Source organism: Bellilinea caldifistulae, from assembly GCF_001306055.1.
GTDB lineage: Bacteria > Chloroflexota > Anaerolineae > Anaerolineales > Anaerolineaceae > Bellilinea > Bellilinea caldifistulae.
Genome location: NZ_LGHJ01000005.1, coordinates 26,215 through 40,507, shown reverse-complemented (window position 1 = coordinate 40,507; position 14,293 = coordinate 26,215). Strand labels below are relative to the sequence as shown.

Genomic DNA, 14,293 nt, shown 5'->3' with positions numbered 1-14,293 from the left:
TGGAGGTGAAGAGGTCAAATCAAGATACACAGCCCCTTTATTTTAGGGTGGATACCCCATCGGGTGCGGCTTTTCCACCCCTCAAACAGCCTGCTCGGCGTATTACGCTTGATTTTTCAACTCTCTCAAACAATTCGTATTGAAAAAAGATGCGCTGTGTGGTAAAATACCATCTTGCGTCCGGTCATTATGCGGCTGGAAGAAAGCTTTGTTGCTGGAAAGGATTTGATGATCATGGCTAAATGCGAACGGTGCGGTAAAACAACCACTTTTGGTCATAACCGAAGTTTCTCCATGCGTGCCACAAACCGCTCCTATAAACCCAACTTGCAGCGGGTAATGGTGATGGAAAGCGGTCGGAAAGTTCGGCGTGTATTATGTGCAAAATGCATTCGGACATTGGTTAAGACCAAGTAGTTCAATCCTTTCGAGAGATGCGGTATCAATCGCTTTCTTGAATTTGCGGCGAAAGCCGCATTTTTTGTTGTAATTGCTTTCGGAGTGAATTTACGCCCTCTGCAATTCCTTGTGGATGCTTAAAAATGGCAGTGGCGGCAACGAAGCAATTGGCGCCGGCTTGAGCAACAGCGGAGATGTTTTGCGGGTTAATTCCTCCATCTACCTGAAGAATGGCGTCTGGATTTGTTTTCCTCATCATCTTCTTGATGGAACTGATTTTTTCCACCATTTGGGGTATAAAGGATTGACCTGAAAAGCCGGGGTTAACAGTCATGACTAAAACCAGGTCAGTGAAAGGTAAAACCGCTTCGATAGCCTGAGCGGGGGTTCCCGGGTTCAGAACAATGCCTGCTTTGGCGTCTTGGGATTGGATGACTTGAAGGGTTCGATGGACATTAGAATTGCCTTCAATATGAATGCTGACCCAGTTGGCACCAGCGTTAATGAAGGATTGGATGTGATTTTCCGGTTTTTCAATCATTAGATGGACATCGAGTGGGAGAGATGTAATTCTCCGGCAGGTTTCAACGATGAATGGACCCATGGTAATGTTGGGTACAAAATGGCCATCCATCACATCAATGTGAATCCAGTCAACACCTGCATCCTCCGCCTGGCGTATTTGATCCGCGAGGTTAGCAAAATCTGCAGAAAGAATAGAAGCTGACAGGTAATACAAGCCAGTAATCCCTTTTAAATGGGTGGATTGAAAGAAAACCAGATATACAACCAGAAGGGGATCAAACCGCCAACCGCTAAAATGGCCAACAAAGCAAGAAATATGGTTAACCAATCAATGTTCAAGGTGGCATCATCGCTCACTTGGGAGGTTTGGGGAAGCGATGAAGAGGAAGCCGGTTGTACAGGAATTAATTGAGGTTGAGTATCTGCCTCGCTGGGGTTTTGGTGCGTTGGAACAGGTGCTTCTGGATTATTTTGTAAAAAGGTAGATAACACCCTAGCAAACTGATCGGCGGTGCGATAGCGAGCTGCTGGTTCTTTGGATAACACTTTCAGGATGATTTGCTCAAGGGTGGGTGGAATTTCAGGATTAAAGCGACGAGGAGGCGGTGGTAGTACTTCCCGGTGCATCCGGGCTAATTCAACGGGGTCGCTGCTTTGAAAGGGCAGTCTTCCCGTTACCATTTCGTATAAAACCACCCCCAAGGAATACACATCCGATGCGGGTGAAGGAGGTTCACCAGCAGCCTGTTCGGGTGAGAAATACAGCGGCGAACCCCAAACCACATCCGATTTTTCTTCGGGATGAATACTCGCCATTGCGCGGGCGATGCCAAAATCGGTTACCTTGATGCGCTGATCGGGAGTAACGAGGATATTGTGAGGCTTGACATCACAGTGGATTAACCCTGCCCGATGTGCGTAGCCAATTCCGGCTGCGGCTTGTACAATAATGTTGACTGCTTCTTCAATCGGCAAACGGGTTCTCTCGCGCAAAATTGTTTTTAGATCTGTACCCGGTAAATATTCCATGACGAGGAACAGACGATCGGAATCAAAGCCAAAGTCATGTACCGTTACGATATTGGGATGGGAGAGGTTTGCAGCCGCTTTGGCTTCTAAGCGAAATCTTTCTCGGAAGGCTTCGTTTTTAGAATAGTCCTCGCGCAGGATTTTGATGGCAACTGGCCGTTCGAGCATGGTGTCACGGCCTAAATAGACAACTGCCATACCACCCGTTCCTATTGTTTGGAGCAGTTGGTAGCGGTTGCCTAAAATGGGTACAACAGTTTTCGAATCTTCCATATCCGAGATATTATTGGCTGAATTATATCACACCCTCTAAAGTCGAATTTCTAATGGTGCATCGGAGTTATAATCTAGGTATTCTCATCGTGGGTATTGTTCATGAATTCATTGATCTCTTACTTCCGCAAACACCCCCTGCACATTTTATTGCTGGCTATCCCACTCAGTGTGGTTTCTGAGATTTTCCATTGGAGGCCAATCTGGATTTTTGTTTTTTCGGCGATTGCGGTGATCCCTCTGGCATCATTAATTGGGGAGTCAACCGAGGCGTTGGCTGCATACACCGGTCCAAAAATTGGGGGATTGCTGAATGCCACCCTTGGAAACGCCGCGGAATTAATCATTACGATTATAGCGATTCGCCAGGGGTTGCTGGATCTGGTAAAAGCCTCCATCACCGGGTCTATCATCGGAAATTTATTGCTGGTGATGGGCCTTTCTATGCTCCTGGGAGGATTAAAAAACGGGATTCAAAGTTTTGATCGTCAGCAATCTTCGAACCATGCTGTGATGCTGGTCGTGGTGATTGTTGCATTGATAATTCCCTCCTTTTTCAGCCATTCAATTGGTGCCGAGGGGAGTTGGGGAGTTGAATTGTTGAGTCTTGGGGTAGCGGGGGTAATGATTGCTTTGTATGTTGTGGGTTTGATTTACACCCTGAAAGTAGCCAGAAGTCCGATTGCGGTTGCTGGGGTTGAATTGGAGAGCGAAGCCAACCGGCGTTGGAAGCCTTCGCGTGCTATTTCCATACTGGCATTATCCACCCTGGGAGTGGTGATCATGAGCGAGTTTCTGATTGGTTCTGTGGAAGAAGTGGTGGTGTCGCTTGGTGTGTCGGAATTCTTTCTGGGGGTGATTCTTATCCCACTCATCGGAAATATTGCAGAACATTTGGTGTCGGTGACAATGGCGGTTCGGAATAATATGGACCTTTCCTTGGAAATAGCGGTATCATCCAGTTTACAAATTGCGTTGTTTGTTGCTCCCATACTGGTTTTCATCAGTTTGTTGATTGGTAATCCTCTAACCTTAATTTTCAACCGATTTGAATTGCTTGCGTTAGGAGGCGGGGTTGTGATAGCCGCAATGGTAGCTTTTGACGGAGAGTCAAACTGGTTGGAGGGAGCAGCCTTGCTTGGAGTTTACATAATCCTCGGGATAGGCTTTTTTCTGCTACCGACCGGGGGGTAACCATGAGAAGTTTGCCAAGGTTGGGCTTCAGGATGATTTTTCTCTCGGTTTTGATTTCCATACTGATGGTTACTGCCATCATTGCGGCAATCTTGTTGTTACGGCCTGCACAAGTTGAATCGGGGCAGAAAGCAACGGCGGTATTAACGATTGTAGCAGCCCCAACCACCACTTCTGTTGGTCAAATGTCTCTTTTTTCCACTCCCACCGCTACTCAACCGGCTCTTTCGATTACAATAGATGGGATTACTGTTGGTAAATTTGTCCAAATTTCGGGAACAGGTGGGGATGGGTTGCGACTCCGGCGAGATGCCGGAACCAATGCAGATGTCTTATTCCTCGGTTATGAGTCGGAAGTGTTTAAGGTGGAAGATGGTCCCAAAGAAGCAGATGGTTTTGTGTGGTGGTATCTTACGGCTCCGTATGACGATAAAAGAAGCGGCTGGGCTGCTTCTCGCTTTTTGAGGGTGATTGACTTGAACAACGAATCTCAACCTTGAGGGTGTATTTTTCATGGATCATTTTCCGACGAAAATTTCTGCCAACCGCACCAATCGGATTTTGACGATAGAATGGGATGATGGACACGTTTCCCAATATCCCTTTGGATTGTTACGGGCAGCCTGCCCGTGTGCTTCCTGCCGCGGCGGACATGAATATATGCGTTCAGAACCGGACGAAGAGGTTTTTGAAGTTAATCTTCCTGAATCTCCAGCAACACGAATGAAAAAGCTGGAAGCAGTTGGGAGCTATGCCATCACCATCGAATGGGAAGATGGTCATCATTTTGGGATATTTAACTGGCATTACCTGCGAAAATTGTGCCCTTGTGAAATTTGTCGCCCTTCAAAATGACGGTCACAGATCAAAATACAACTCGATTTCATAAGGGTGGGGACGGGTACGGATTTGGTTTTCTTCACATCGCTTTACTCGGATCCATTCCGTCAACATTTCCTCACTGAATACACTTCCTTCCAGTAAAAACTGATGATCCTCTTCAAGGGCGTGTAACGCCATTTCGAGGGATGTTGGAAGACTGAGTATGGTTGCCCGTTTTTCTGGTGGCCAGGAGAAAATGTCCTCATTTATTGGCCCAAACCCGGCATCTTTTGGGTCAATTTGTTTCTTAATTCCATCAATACCCGCCATCAACATCGTTGCCATCGCCAGATAAGGATTGCAAGTGGCATCCGGAGGACGAAATTCAAAACGCACTTTATCTGGTGTGGTGGCGTATTGGGGCACTCGAATGGCCGCACTGCGGTTACCGCTGGAAAAGAAACAATTGATAGGAGCTTCGAATCCGGGAACCAGTCTGCGGTAGGAGTTGGTGCTGGGATTTGTAATTCCTAAGATGGCGGGAGCGTGGGTCAGTAACCCTCCAATATAGTACAGGGCGGTTTTACTGAGAAGGTGAGGGCCGTCCGGGTCATAAAAGATGTTGACACCGTCTTTTTGAAGGAGTTGATGAAAGTGCATGCCATTGCCCGCTTCCCCAAAAAGAGGTTTGGGCAAGAAAGTAGCTGTTTGCCCATGTTTCAAAGCGACCATTTTTGTAACATATTTTATCAGCATTGAAGCATTACCGGCTGAGATGATCTCTAACAAAGGCGTTTCAATTTCACATTGACCGGGGCCGCCCACTTCATGATGATGATACTTAATCTTTAATCCGATATCTTCAAGCGTATTGACAATTTCCGAACGGAGGTTAAACAGCTGATCGCGCGGGGGAATGGCATGATAACCTCCGTGAAGGGGAATAAAATGACCATGTCCACCCTGAGCGCTATTCCAGTTTGACTCGATCGAATCAACCCGATAAGCGGCAACATTCACCCCGTTTTCAAAAGTCACTCTGTTGAAAACATAAAATTCAAATTCCGGTCCCCAAATGGATTTATCGGCAATTCCCGACTCGATCAAGTATTTCTCTGCCCGGCGTGCAGTCTCGCGAGGATCAGCCGAGAAAAGTTCTTTGGTGTCTGCTTCCATCGTATCGCATATAAAACTGAGAGTGGGTATTTCCCAAAATGGATCCATGAAGCCGGTAGTTAAATCCGGGACAAGAACCATATCGCCGGCTCGTACAGATTTAAAGCCTACGCTGGAACCATCAAATCCCACGCCATTCTCCATGAGCGAGGGAGTAAATTCTGAGGCTGAAATTGTTACATGATGCCAGCGCCCCCACAAATCACTGAATTTTAAATCAATCATTCGAATTGCGTTTTGTTTTACCAAAGCCTGAGCCTGATCAAAATTGGTGAACATTTCCCTCTCCTGATTATTGTAAGGACTGTTGAACAAAAAACGACTTTCCCTCAAGGGGCAATCCTTGAGAAAAAGTCATTTGTCTGGAAGGGTTGATATCATAGATTAGTTTGATTGTAGTCAAAAACCGAGGCGTCGTCCAGTTTGTAAAGAAAGGTAATGAAAACTTGTTTGGAGAATGAAAGGAGTATTTTGGTTGCAAAATGATGTTTTGTAGATATAATTTTAACAATACGAAAGGTTTGATCCTACCCCTTCTTCATTTGCATTTCAAAAGATTTCTTATTTGGCTTTGATTAATAACATTGTGTTTTCGGGGGAAAGGTGATTCCGGTCCCGGGAGGTTAAACTGGATACTCATCGTATCACTCAAAGTTTTAGCGGAGGACAAGGACCTGTCAAACAATTGCAGACAGGTTTTGTTCTGGTTGATCGGTACTTAATACAAGATGTAATCGGGGTTGGAGGCATGGGCTCGGTTTATCGGGCTCGCGATCTGCATTTTCCCAATGTGATAAAACTTGTTGCAGTCAAGGAGATGATCAATCAGGCACGCGATCCGCTGGTGCGTCAAACGGTGGTGCAAAACTTCGAACGTGAAGCCAATATTCTGGTTACACTCAATCATCCATCCATTCCAAAAATCTTTGATTACTTTTCTCACGAAGAACGCTCCTATCTGGTGTTGGAATACATTAATGGGAAGGATTTAGAGGCGATCCTCAACGAAAGTGAAGGGCCAATTCCTGAGGATAAAGTCATTAGTTGGGCGATTGAGATTTGTGATGTGCTGGAGTACTTACATAATCACAAGCCGGAACCGATTATCTTTCGGGATATGAAACCTTCGAATGTGATGATCAACCAGCAAGGACATGTAGTTCTGGTTGATTTCGGGATTGCAAAAATGTTCCGTGAAGGTCAAAAAGGAACCATGATCGGTACGGAGGGGTATTCCCCACCAGAGCAGTATCGAGGGGAAGCTTCGCCGCTGGCGGATATTTATGCATTAGGAGCAACCCTGCATCATTTACTTACAAAACGGGATCCTCGCATGGAACCGCCTTTCTCCTTTGCGGAACGTCCGATTCGACAAATCAATCCAGCCGTGAGTATCGAACTGGAAACCGTCATCCAAACAGCCTTGAAATATTCGCCGCAAGAGCGGTTTCAATCTGCCGCAGCGATGAAAGAAGCCTTATTAAATGCAGCCAAGAAGACCGGTGCCTTATCTCGAATCAGTCTGCCCGCGGTAGTTTCTGAACAGGTTGTCAAACCGATTTGGATTTTCCGCTGTGAGGATGAAATTCGGGGCTCGGCTTCCTATGACAATGGGATCATCTATGTTGGCTCTTACGATCACAATTTATACGCCCTGGATGCGACCAACGGTGAATTCAAATGGAAATTTCCAACCAATGGGGGAATCGTCACCCGTCCGGCTATTACCAACGATTTGATTTTTGTTGGGTCTGAGGATGGGAATTTATATGCCATTCTACCAAAGACCGGTAAAATGGCGTGGACCCTGCCGTTGGAAAGCCCTATCCGTAGTTCTCCGAAAATCGTTGAGGGGCATGTATTTTTTGGATGTGATGATGGCTTCCTGTACGGCGTCAACATTTTATCCATGCGGCGAGTGATGAAAGTAGATGCCGGGATGGCGATTCGCTCTTCACCGGCGGTCGTCAATGACCTGATTTATTTTGGAAATGAAGGTGGAGATTTTTTGTGTGTTGATTTTCGAGGTCAGCTAAAATGGCGGTTTCGCGCTAAAAGAGCGATCACTTCTTCGCCGCTGGTTGCCCAGGGAATTGTCTATTTCACTTCTCTGGACGGATCGGTTTATGCGCTGGATGCAAAAAGTGGCTGGGTGATTTGGCGCTATCGCATGATGAAAGGCTCGGTATCTTCGCCGTACCGGATGGATCATTATTTGCTCTTCGGCTCAGCCGATGGCAACATTTATTGCATTGATGCCAATAATTCCCGTGAAATCTGGAAATACCAGACTAATCATCAGGTGAGTGGTTCGCCGATTGTGCATAAAGAGATGGTTTTTTGTGGTTCGGCGGATGGAAATTTGTATTGTCTGGAGTTGAAGACCGGGCGCTTGCGTTGGAAATTTGCAACAGAAGGTCCGATTACAAGTACCCCATTGATCTTCAACGATACGGTCTATTTTGGTTCAGCAGACCACATTTTCTACGCCATTTTGGTATGAATGGCGGGAATTTTTGGAGGAATAGTGCTTAAGTTTATAAAGAATCTCTTTGGTCGTGAAAAAAAAGATAGTATTCAAACCCGCCCCTTGGTGGAGAATATTCAAACTGCTCCATTAACTGAGGAGCAATTACAGGTTGTTTCTATCCCGACGGTTTCCATGTCCCCTCCTCACTTTCTGGTGGGTTGTGGTCAATCGGTTGGCAGGCAGCGGGAACATAATGAAGATGCTTTATTTTCCCTTTCTGCCGTCCTTGCTGACGGGAATAATGAAATACCTTTCGGGTTATTCGTTGTTGCGGATGGAATGGGAGGGTATGAATATGGTGAAGTTGCCAGCAGTGTGGCTGCAAAAGCTGTGGTAGAAACCATCCTGAGCAAAATTTACCTTCCTCACATCAGTGTGGATGGAGAATCAAGTGGCGAAAGCCTACAAGAGGTCATGGAGATTGCGGTTGCAAAAGCCCAACAATCTGTCACTCGCCGCGCTCCGGGCGGCGGAACGACTCTGACCGCTGCGCTGGTAATTGGCGAACAGGTAACAATTACTCATGTGGGAGATAGCAGAGCCTATTTTATATTTCCGGATGGTAGAATGCAGTTGATAACCCAGGATCATTCGCTGGTGCGCCGCCTGGTTGAATTGGGTCAAATCACCGAACAGGAGGCTTCCGTCCATCCCAATCGAAATGTACTTTATCGTGCCCTCGGTCAGGCCGAGCCGTTCCGTCCAGATATTCAATCCTTACCAATGCCTCATCCAGGGTATTTGATGATTTGTAGCGATGGCTTATGGGGAGTGGTGCCGGAAGCTGAGATATTCCAAATCATTGCCAGTGCCCGCAATCCCTCCGTTGCCTGTAAAAATCTTGTGGATGCCGCTAATCTTGCTGGAGGTCCAGACAATATCAGTGTGGTTCTAGTTCAGTATTTCTAGAAGTTAAAGAATGAAAACGACTTTTTATCAAGTCCTCGAATTGCCTTTCAATGCCAGTGCGGAAGAAATCCGGACGGCGTACTTCGAGGCTGCTCGACGTTTTCATCCGGATGTTAATCCCGATCCATTTGCCAAACAAAAGTTTTTACAAATCCAGGAAGCCTACGAGGTACTTTCTAATCCTAAAAAACGCACAGCCTATGATGAACAACTCCCGGCGGAGTTAAAAGAATTGCCGGCGGTTAATATTTCGATCACCTACGGGCGGTCACAAATTCCATTGTTGGAAGAGCCTCAACTCTTTTACGTCCTGATGGAATTGGACACACCCAAACAACCTGATCCCAAAGACCTGCCACCCATTCATGTTTGCCTGGTTGTAGATCGGTCTAACTCTATGCGAGGTGATCGTATTGACATGGTGCGGCAAAATATCATCTACCTGGCAAGGAAGTTGAGAACAAAGGATCGGTTGTCCATCGTGGCATTCAGTGATCGGGCTGAGGTGATTTTGCCCCCGAAAGAGCTGGAAGATCCGGCGGCAGTGGATGGTGTGATCAGTAAATTGCAGGTTGGAGGGGCGACAGAAATCTTCCAGGGTCTTTCTACCGGCTATGACCTCATTCAACGGTTTAGCCGGGAAGGAATGATTAAACAGCTGATTTTAATTACGGATGGGCATACCTACGGAGATGAACAAAATTGCATTGATCTGGCCGCTCAGGCCAGAGAGGAAGGTGTGCCCATCAATGCCCTGGGAATAGGGGACGAATGGAACGATATTTTCCTGGATCGGATTGCGGCTTTAAGCGGAGGAAATGCGATTTATGTTAGCCGTAATGAGGACTTAACCCAATTTATTGAAAATAAAATCAAATCAATTTCCGTCAGTTACGCGAGAAAAATCGAATGGTTTTTTAATTTGGCTGAAGGTATCGAGCTCCGCTATGTATTTCGCATTCATCCGGATATAACGCCACTTGGCAATGAATCGCCCATACCTTTGGGTACAATTGAGTATGGAAAAAAAACCAGTATCATATTAGAATTCAAACTACCTCCTCTCTCCAGCACCCAAATTGAGGTTGAATTATTAAGAGGGCATATTCAAATGCAGGTTCCATCCCTGGCGAATCCGTTTGGCCGTTATCCGATCCATCTTACCCGACAGACCAGAGAGAATTGGCAGACGGAGAAACCCCCTACTTCCATCCTTCAAGCAATGTCAAAGATTACCCTCTATCGGTTGCAGGAAAAGGCCCGGCTGGAAGTATTGGCAGGAGATATTGGGAAAGCAACGCGCCATTTGCAGCATTTGGCGACGCATTTGCTTGCACAGGGAGATCGTGAACTGGCGAAAACGGTTCTTGTTGAGGCGGATCATATTCAGAGAACCCATTCATTCAGTAAAGAAGGGGATAAGAAGATTAAGTATGGCACACGAGCGTTGTTTTTATTGCCCAGTCCGGCAAGGAGGGAGTCATGATTCGATGCCCTAATTGTCAGCACCAGGAGTTGCCGGGTGCTTTGTTTTGTAGTGAATGTGGAGCCCAGTTAACTTCTGTTGATACGCTGACCACTCAAAATCTCGAAAAAGTCAATTCGGATATTTTGAATGGAAGCGCAGTTTTTTCCAGCGCGCCGATACCAGAGGTGAAAATTGAAACAGCAGTAGCCGAAGGATCGGAGCCGGTTGTATCTCTGCATATGATTGATTCGGGGAGAACCATACACCTGAGCGGAAGGACAGAGTTTTCGTTGGGGCGAATTGCCGAAGGGCAGCCCATTTTACCGGACGTTGATTTATCTGAATTTGAAGCGTACACGCAAGGGGTTTCCCGACTTCACGCAGCAATCAAAATTGGATCGCAGCGGGTAGCCATCATGGATTTGGGATCGGCTAACGGTACCCGGGTCAATGGACAGAAAATTGTGCCCCATGTTGATTATCCGGTCAAGCATGGGGATGTCATTGCGTTGGGAAAGTTAAAATTTCAATTGATTATTCACAAATAAACGGAACGGTGCAATGCCAACCTTAATCCTCCACATTGTAAATGAAGATCCCGTCGTTGGTGAGGTTGACACTTTACCGTCACCCGCCGATAATTTAGTTATCCTCAAAAATCCCAGAAAAAGGGATGGCAAGGATTTACACTATCTTGAACCGAATGTTACGACGGTGATTTGGCCGATGAGTCGAATTACCTTCATTGAAATTCTACCGACCAGTGAGGAAGAAGAGATTATAACCTTCGTAAGGGAATAAACCCATGTCTCAAGATGAAGATTTTAAGAATCGCGTCATTCTCGTTGTGGACGACGAAGAACGAATGGCACGCTTCATCCGTTTGAATCTGGAACATGATGGATTCAGGGTGGTGGAAGCGCACCGTGGACTCGAAGCAATTCATCAACTCAGAGATGCCATGCCGGATGTCGTAATTTTGGATGTTATGATGCCGGATCTGGATGGCTTTGAAGTTTTGAAAATGATTCGGGAGATCAGTAATGTGCCGGTGATCATGTTGACGGCGAAGGGGGAAGAGGATGACCGGGTGCGTGGATTGGAATTGGGTGCGGATGACTATGTAACCAAACCTTTCAGTCCGAGGGAACTGGTTAGCCGGGTTCGGGCTGTTTTGCGTCGAACAGAAGCCAGCGGTTTTGGTTCCAAGGAAGTCTATGAGATTGACGATCGTTTGAAAATTGATTTTGGCAGACGAGAAGTGTGGGTGGATGGCAAATTGGTCAAATTACGTCCGACAGAATATCGGCTGCTGTATCATCTGGTTCAAAATGCAGGGTGGGTCATGACGTATGACCAATTGCTTTCAAAGGTGTGGGGCTACGAATATCGAGATGAGCCACATTATGTGAGATTGTATATCAACTATCTCCGTCAAAAATTGGAGAAAGATCCGGCAAACCCCAAGTATATTCTCACTGAAAGAGGGGTGGGCTATCGCTTCGTGGACTTCTCGCGAGAGGCGTCCAAGAAATCATCCGATTAGTCTGCATTTTTTCAACAAAACATTAATAATTTTTATGCAGTATTCTTATGTTCTTCGATGTTAAATAAGAGCATAAGAATTTATTGATTCTGAAGGAGGTGGATTATGGCAAACCTGACCGTTTTTGATCCCTTCCGCGAAATGGCAACACTGCGTTCAATGATGGATCAAGTTTTCGACAACATGTTAACTCGCCAATTAGAAGGCTGGCGCGGATATGAGTGGATGGCGCTGGATATGTATCAGACCAATGATGAGGTGGTCGTCAAAGCTGTTCTGCCGGGTGTAAAACCGGAAGATATCCATATTTCGGTTGCAAATGGAGTGCTCACTATTCGTGGTGAAGTTAAAGAAGAAAAGGTCAATGAAGATGCCATCTATCATATCCGCGAACGTCGGAGCGGCATGATCACCCGTTCTGTCCAGTTGCCGGTGACTGTCAATGTGGACAAAGCCAAAGCCGAGTATGAAAATGGTATACTTACGCTGATATTGCCCAAGGTGGAGGAGGTTCGTCCCAAGACGATCTCGGTAAAAGTTAAGTGATTATCACCGGTGATCAGGAAGACGAGAGAAATTGTCTCAGACCTCTCCCGGCAACTTCACACCTTAATGAGAGGTCTGAGTTTTTTGTGCAACTTTTGTGGTGAAAATGCATCAAATTCTACATGAATTTTTATCAAATGGTATACTATACTAAACTCATTGAGAGGAGAGAGGAATGATTAAAGAACCAGTGCATGTAACCGATGCGGCATTTGAAAAAACGGTTCTTCAGTCAAATCTGCCGGTGATTGTTGATTTTTGGGCGCCATGGTGTGGTCCTTGCCGAATGGTTGCTCCAATTCTCGATAAAATTGCTGCGGAGTATGCTGGAAAATTAATTGTCGCAAAAGTTAATACGGACGAGAACCCCGAATGGGCAATGCGTTATGGCGTTCAGGGTATTCCTACGATGTTATTTGTTGCCAACGGAAAGGTGGTACATCGTCAGGTGGGTGCTTTGCCCGAGGGAATGCTGCGTGAGATTCTGGATCAATTTTTGGAAGTTGTTCAAAGCGCTTCCGCCAAGAACAATTGAAAAAAAAATACAAACTTTCAAAAAAAATCCCGGGCTCACCGGGATTTTTTTTGATGGTTATTCGATCGCTCGCTGAATTTTGGCCCCAAGGGCTGCGAGTTTCTGATCTACTTTTTCGTAACCACGGTCAATTTGACCAATGTTACGGATCACCGAAGTGCCTTTGGCAGAAAGAGCGGCGAGTACCAGAGCCATTCCGGCGCGGATATCCGGACTTTCCATTTTTTCACCATACAATTCCGTGGGGCCTTGCACGATGCAGCGGTGTGGGTCACAAAGTACGATTTGGGCACCCATTCCCACCAGCTTATCGGTGAAAAACATGCGACTTGGGTACATCCAGTCATGAAAGAGAACTGTCCCCTTTGATTGGGTAGCGACGACAAGGGCGATGCTCATCAAATCGGTTGGAAAAGAGGGCCAGGGCATCACGCTGATTTCTGGAATTGCGTTTCCCAGATCAGGTTCAATCTCCAGTTTCTGCTTTGAAGGGACGAAAATATCATCTCCATGGGTTTCCCAGTGAACTCCTAATCGTCCAAATACCAAACGTATCATATCCAGATACTGATTACCAGCGTTGCGGATCCAAATTTCACCTTTCGTCACCGCGGCAGCCCCAATGAAACTGACTACCTCTAAGTAATCTGGACCAATAGTAAATTCACCCCCATGAAGTTTCTCGACCCCGGTGATATGTAAGGTATTAGAGCCGATATTTTCAATTTTTGCACCCAGGGTATTCAAAAAGTGGCACAATTCCTGAATATGTGGTTCGGAAGCAGCATTACGGATTACGCTTTTACCTCTGGCGGTTACACAAGCCATAATTGCGTTTTCAGTTGCCGTTACACTGGCTTCGTCCAGCAGAATATCCGCACCGGTTAAACCGCTTGCAGAAAAGTAAAAATAACGGTCGTAAGTTACCCTGGCGCCAAGTTTGGTCAATGCGAGGATATGGGTATCCACTCTTCGACGGCCAATGACATCTCCTCCCGGCGGAGGCAGCCGCAATTCACCCATACGGGCGGTCATCGGTCCTGCCAGAAGAATAGAAGCACGAATTTTACGAGTCAAATCGGGATCCAGGTCGGCAGGACGGATGACTTTGGCTTGAACCTGCCATGTGTGGGTATCCAGTGGTTTAATTTCAACACCAAGACTTTCGAGTAAGGCTCGCATTGTACGAACGTCCAGAATATCTGGAACGTTTCTCAGGATTACCGGTTCATCGGTTAATAAACAGGCTGCCAGCAATGGAAGTGCTGCATTTTTATTGCCTGCTGGGGTTACCTCTCCATGCAGAGGATGTCCGCCTTCTATAATAAATTTTTCCATTTG

The 14,293-nt window shown here is 46.2% G+C and carries 16 protein-coding genes; 12 read left to right on the top strand and 4 right to left on the bottom strand.

Features of this window, described 5'->3' with window-relative positions; genetic code table 11:
- Positions 1 to 189: 189 nt before the first annotated feature.
- Positions 190 to 417, top strand: a complete 228-nt coding sequence (gene rpmB / locus AC812_RS01290) for a 50S ribosomal protein L28 (RefSeq protein WP_346265122.1) — start codon at positions 190 to 192, stop codon at positions 415 to 417.
- Positions 418 to 442: 25 nt separating this feature from the next.
- Here rpmB and rpe read toward each other — a convergent pair whose 3' ends face one another.
- Both rpe and AC812_RS01280 read right to left on the bottom strand, forming a co-directional pair.
- Complete coding sequence (gene rpe / locus AC812_RS01285) at positions 443 to 1,138, bottom strand: ribulose-phosphate 3-epimerase (protein WP_061916268.1); 696 nt, start codon at positions 1,136 to 1,138, stop codon at positions 443 to 445.
- A gap of 14 nt (positions 1,139 to 1,152) precedes the next feature.
- Positions 1,153 to 2,226: a protein kinase domain-containing protein gene (locus tag AC812_RS01280; RefSeq protein ID WP_061916271.1), complete on the bottom strand. Its 1,074-nt coding sequence runs from the start codon at positions 2,224 to 2,226 to the stop codon at positions 1,153 to 1,155.
- A gap of 102 nt (positions 2,227 to 2,328) precedes the next feature.
- Here AC812_RS01280 and cax point away from each other — a divergent pair, with 102 nt between their 5' ends.
- Genes cax through AC812_RS01265 form a run of 3 tightly spaced genes read left to right on the top strand, consistent with a single transcriptional unit; the run spans position 2,329 to position 4,275 of the window.
- Complete coding sequence (gene cax, locus AC812_RS01275; protein WP_061916274.1) at positions 2,329 to 3,420, top strand: calcium/proton exchanger; 1,092 nt, start codon at positions 2,329 to 2,331, stop codon at positions 3,418 to 3,420.
- A 32-nt stretch (positions 3,421 to 3,452) separates the two neighbouring features.
- A complete protein-coding gene (locus AC812_RS01270; RefSeq protein ID WP_061916277.1) occupies positions 3,453 to 3,920 on the top strand; it encodes a hypothetical protein in 468 nt (155 codons plus the stop codon).
- A 13-nt stretch (positions 3,921 to 3,933) separates the two neighbouring features.
- Positions 3,934 to 4,275 carry a gamma-butyrobetaine hydroxylase family protein gene (locus AC812_RS01265; protein ID WP_061916280.1) on the top strand — a complete coding sequence of 114 codons (342 nt, stop codon included), beginning with the start codon at positions 3,934 to 3,936 and terminating at the stop codon, positions 4,273 to 4,275.
- Positions 4,276 to 4,278: 3 nt separating this feature from the next.
- Here the strand turns inward: AC812_RS01265 and glnA are convergent, their stop codons facing one another.
- The gene (glnA, locus tag AC812_RS01260; RefSeq protein WP_061916283.1) at positions 4,279 to 5,697 is read right to left on the bottom strand and encodes a type I glutamate--ammonia ligase; all 1,419 of its coding nucleotides are present in this window, start codon (positions 5,695 to 5,697) and stop codon (positions 4,279 to 4,281) included.
- Between the two features lie 349 nt (positions 5,698 to 6,046).
- Here glnA and AC812_RS01255 point away from each other — a divergent pair, with 349 nt between their 5' ends.
- The 8 genes from AC812_RS01255 (at position 6,047) to trxA (ending at position 12,952) form a co-directional block, all read left to right on the top strand.
- Positions 6,047 to 7,921: an outer membrane protein assembly factor BamB family protein gene (locus AC812_RS01255; RefSeq protein ID WP_061916286.1), complete on the top strand. Its 1,875-nt coding sequence runs from the start codon at positions 6,047 to 6,049 to the stop codon at positions 7,919 to 7,921.
- Between the two features lie 24 nt (positions 7,922 to 7,945).
- Complete coding sequence (locus AC812_RS01250; RefSeq protein ID WP_061916289.1) at positions 7,946 to 8,857, top strand: PP2C family protein-serine/threonine phosphatase; 912 nt, start codon at positions 7,946 to 7,948, stop codon at positions 8,855 to 8,857.
- A gap of 10 nt (positions 8,858 to 8,867) precedes the next feature.
- Positions 8,868 to 10,343 carry a VWA domain-containing protein gene (locus AC812_RS01245; RefSeq protein ID WP_061916292.1) on the top strand — a complete coding sequence of 492 codons (1,476 nt, stop codon included), beginning with the start codon at positions 8,868 to 8,870 and terminating at the stop codon, positions 10,341 to 10,343.
- Positions 10,340 to 10,873 carry a double zinc ribbon and FHA domain-containing protein gene (locus AC812_RS01240; RefSeq protein WP_061916295.1) on the top strand — a complete coding sequence of 178 codons (534 nt, stop codon included), beginning with the start codon at positions 10,340 to 10,342 and terminating at the stop codon, positions 10,871 to 10,873. Before AC812_RS01245 ends, AC812_RS01240 begins: the two co-directional genes overlap by 4 nt.
- Before the next feature lie 13 nt (positions 10,874 to 10,886).
- Complete coding sequence (locus AC812_RS01235) at positions 10,887 to 11,126, top strand: hypothetical protein (RefSeq protein WP_061916297.1); 240 nt, start codon at positions 10,887 to 10,889, stop codon at positions 11,124 to 11,126.
- A 4-nt stretch (positions 11,127 to 11,130) separates the two neighbouring features.
- Positions 11,131 to 11,871 carry a response regulator transcription factor gene (locus tag AC812_RS01230; protein WP_061916301.1) on the top strand — a complete coding sequence of 247 codons (741 nt, stop codon included), beginning with the start codon at positions 11,131 to 11,133 and terminating at the stop codon, positions 11,869 to 11,871.
- Between the two features lie 105 nt (positions 11,872 to 11,976).
- Positions 11,977 to 12,417, top strand: coding sequence for an Hsp20/alpha crystallin family protein (locus AC812_RS01225; protein WP_061916304.1), 441 nt, complete (start codon positions 11,977 to 11,979; stop codon positions 12,415 to 12,417).
- 175 nt (positions 12,418 to 12,592) lie between these two features.
- Complete coding sequence (trxA, locus tag AC812_RS01220) at positions 12,593 to 12,952, top strand: thioredoxin (protein WP_061916307.1); 360 nt, start codon at positions 12,593 to 12,595, stop codon at positions 12,950 to 12,952.
- 57 nt (positions 12,953 to 13,009) lie between these two features.
- Here the strand turns inward: trxA and murA are convergent, their stop codons facing one another.
- Positions 13,010 to 14,290, bottom strand: coding sequence for a UDP-N-acetylglucosamine 1-carboxyvinyltransferase (murA, locus tag AC812_RS01215; protein WP_061916310.1), 1,281 nt, complete (start codon positions 14,288 to 14,290; stop codon positions 13,010 to 13,012).
- Between the last annotated feature and the right edge of the window lie 3 nt (positions 14,291 to 14,293).

Excerpts from the sequence above, each read along its gene's own strand:
- AC812_RS01280 (WP_061916271.1), bottom strand. The coding sequence starts at position 2,226 with ATGGAAGATTCGAAAACTGTTGTACCCATTTTAGGCAACCGCTACCAA.
- cax (WP_061916274.1), top strand. The coding sequence starts at position 2,329 with ATGAATTCATTGATCTCTTACTTCCGCAAACACCCCCTGCACATTTTA.
- AC812_RS01240 (WP_061916295.1), top strand. The coding sequence starts at position 10,340 with ATGATTCGATGCCCTAATTGTCAGCACCAGGAGTTGCCGGGTGCTTTG.
- AC812_RS01235 (WP_061916297.1), top strand. The coding sequence starts at position 10,887 with ATGCCAACCTTAATCCTCCACATTGTAAATGAAGATCCCGTCGTTGGT.
- AC812_RS01245 (WP_061916292.1), top strand. The coding sequence starts at position 8,868 with ATGAAAACGACTTTTTATCAAGTCCTCGAATTGCCTTTCAATGCCAGT.
- glnA (WP_061916283.1), bottom strand. The coding sequence starts at position 5,697 with ATGTTCACCAATTTTGATCAGGCTCAGGCTTTGGTAAAACAAAACGCA.
- AC812_RS01270 (WP_061916277.1), top strand. The coding sequence starts at position 3,453 with ATGATTTTTCTCTCGGTTTTGATTTCCATACTGATGGTTACTGCCATC.
- murA (WP_061916310.1), bottom strand. The coding sequence starts at position 14,290 with ATGGAAAAATTTATTATAGAAGGCGGACATCCTCTGCATGGAGAGGTA.
- rpmB (WP_346265122.1), top strand. The coding sequence starts at position 190 with ATGCGGCTGGAAGAAAGCTTTGTTGCTGGAAAGGATTTGATGATCATG.
- AC812_RS01225 (WP_061916304.1), top strand. The coding sequence starts at position 11,977 with ATGGCAAACCTGACCGTTTTTGATCCCTTCCGCGAAATGGCAACACTG.
- trxA (WP_061916307.1), top strand. The coding sequence starts at position 12,593 with ATGATTAAAGAACCAGTGCATGTAACCGATGCGGCATTTGAAAAAACG.
- AC812_RS01265 (WP_061916280.1), top strand. The coding sequence starts at position 3,934 with ATGGATCATTTTCCGACGAAAATTTCTGCCAACCGCACCAATCGGATT.
- AC812_RS01230 (WP_061916301.1), top strand. The coding sequence starts at position 11,131 with ATGTCTCAAGATGAAGATTTTAAGAATCGCGTCATTCTCGTTGTGGAC.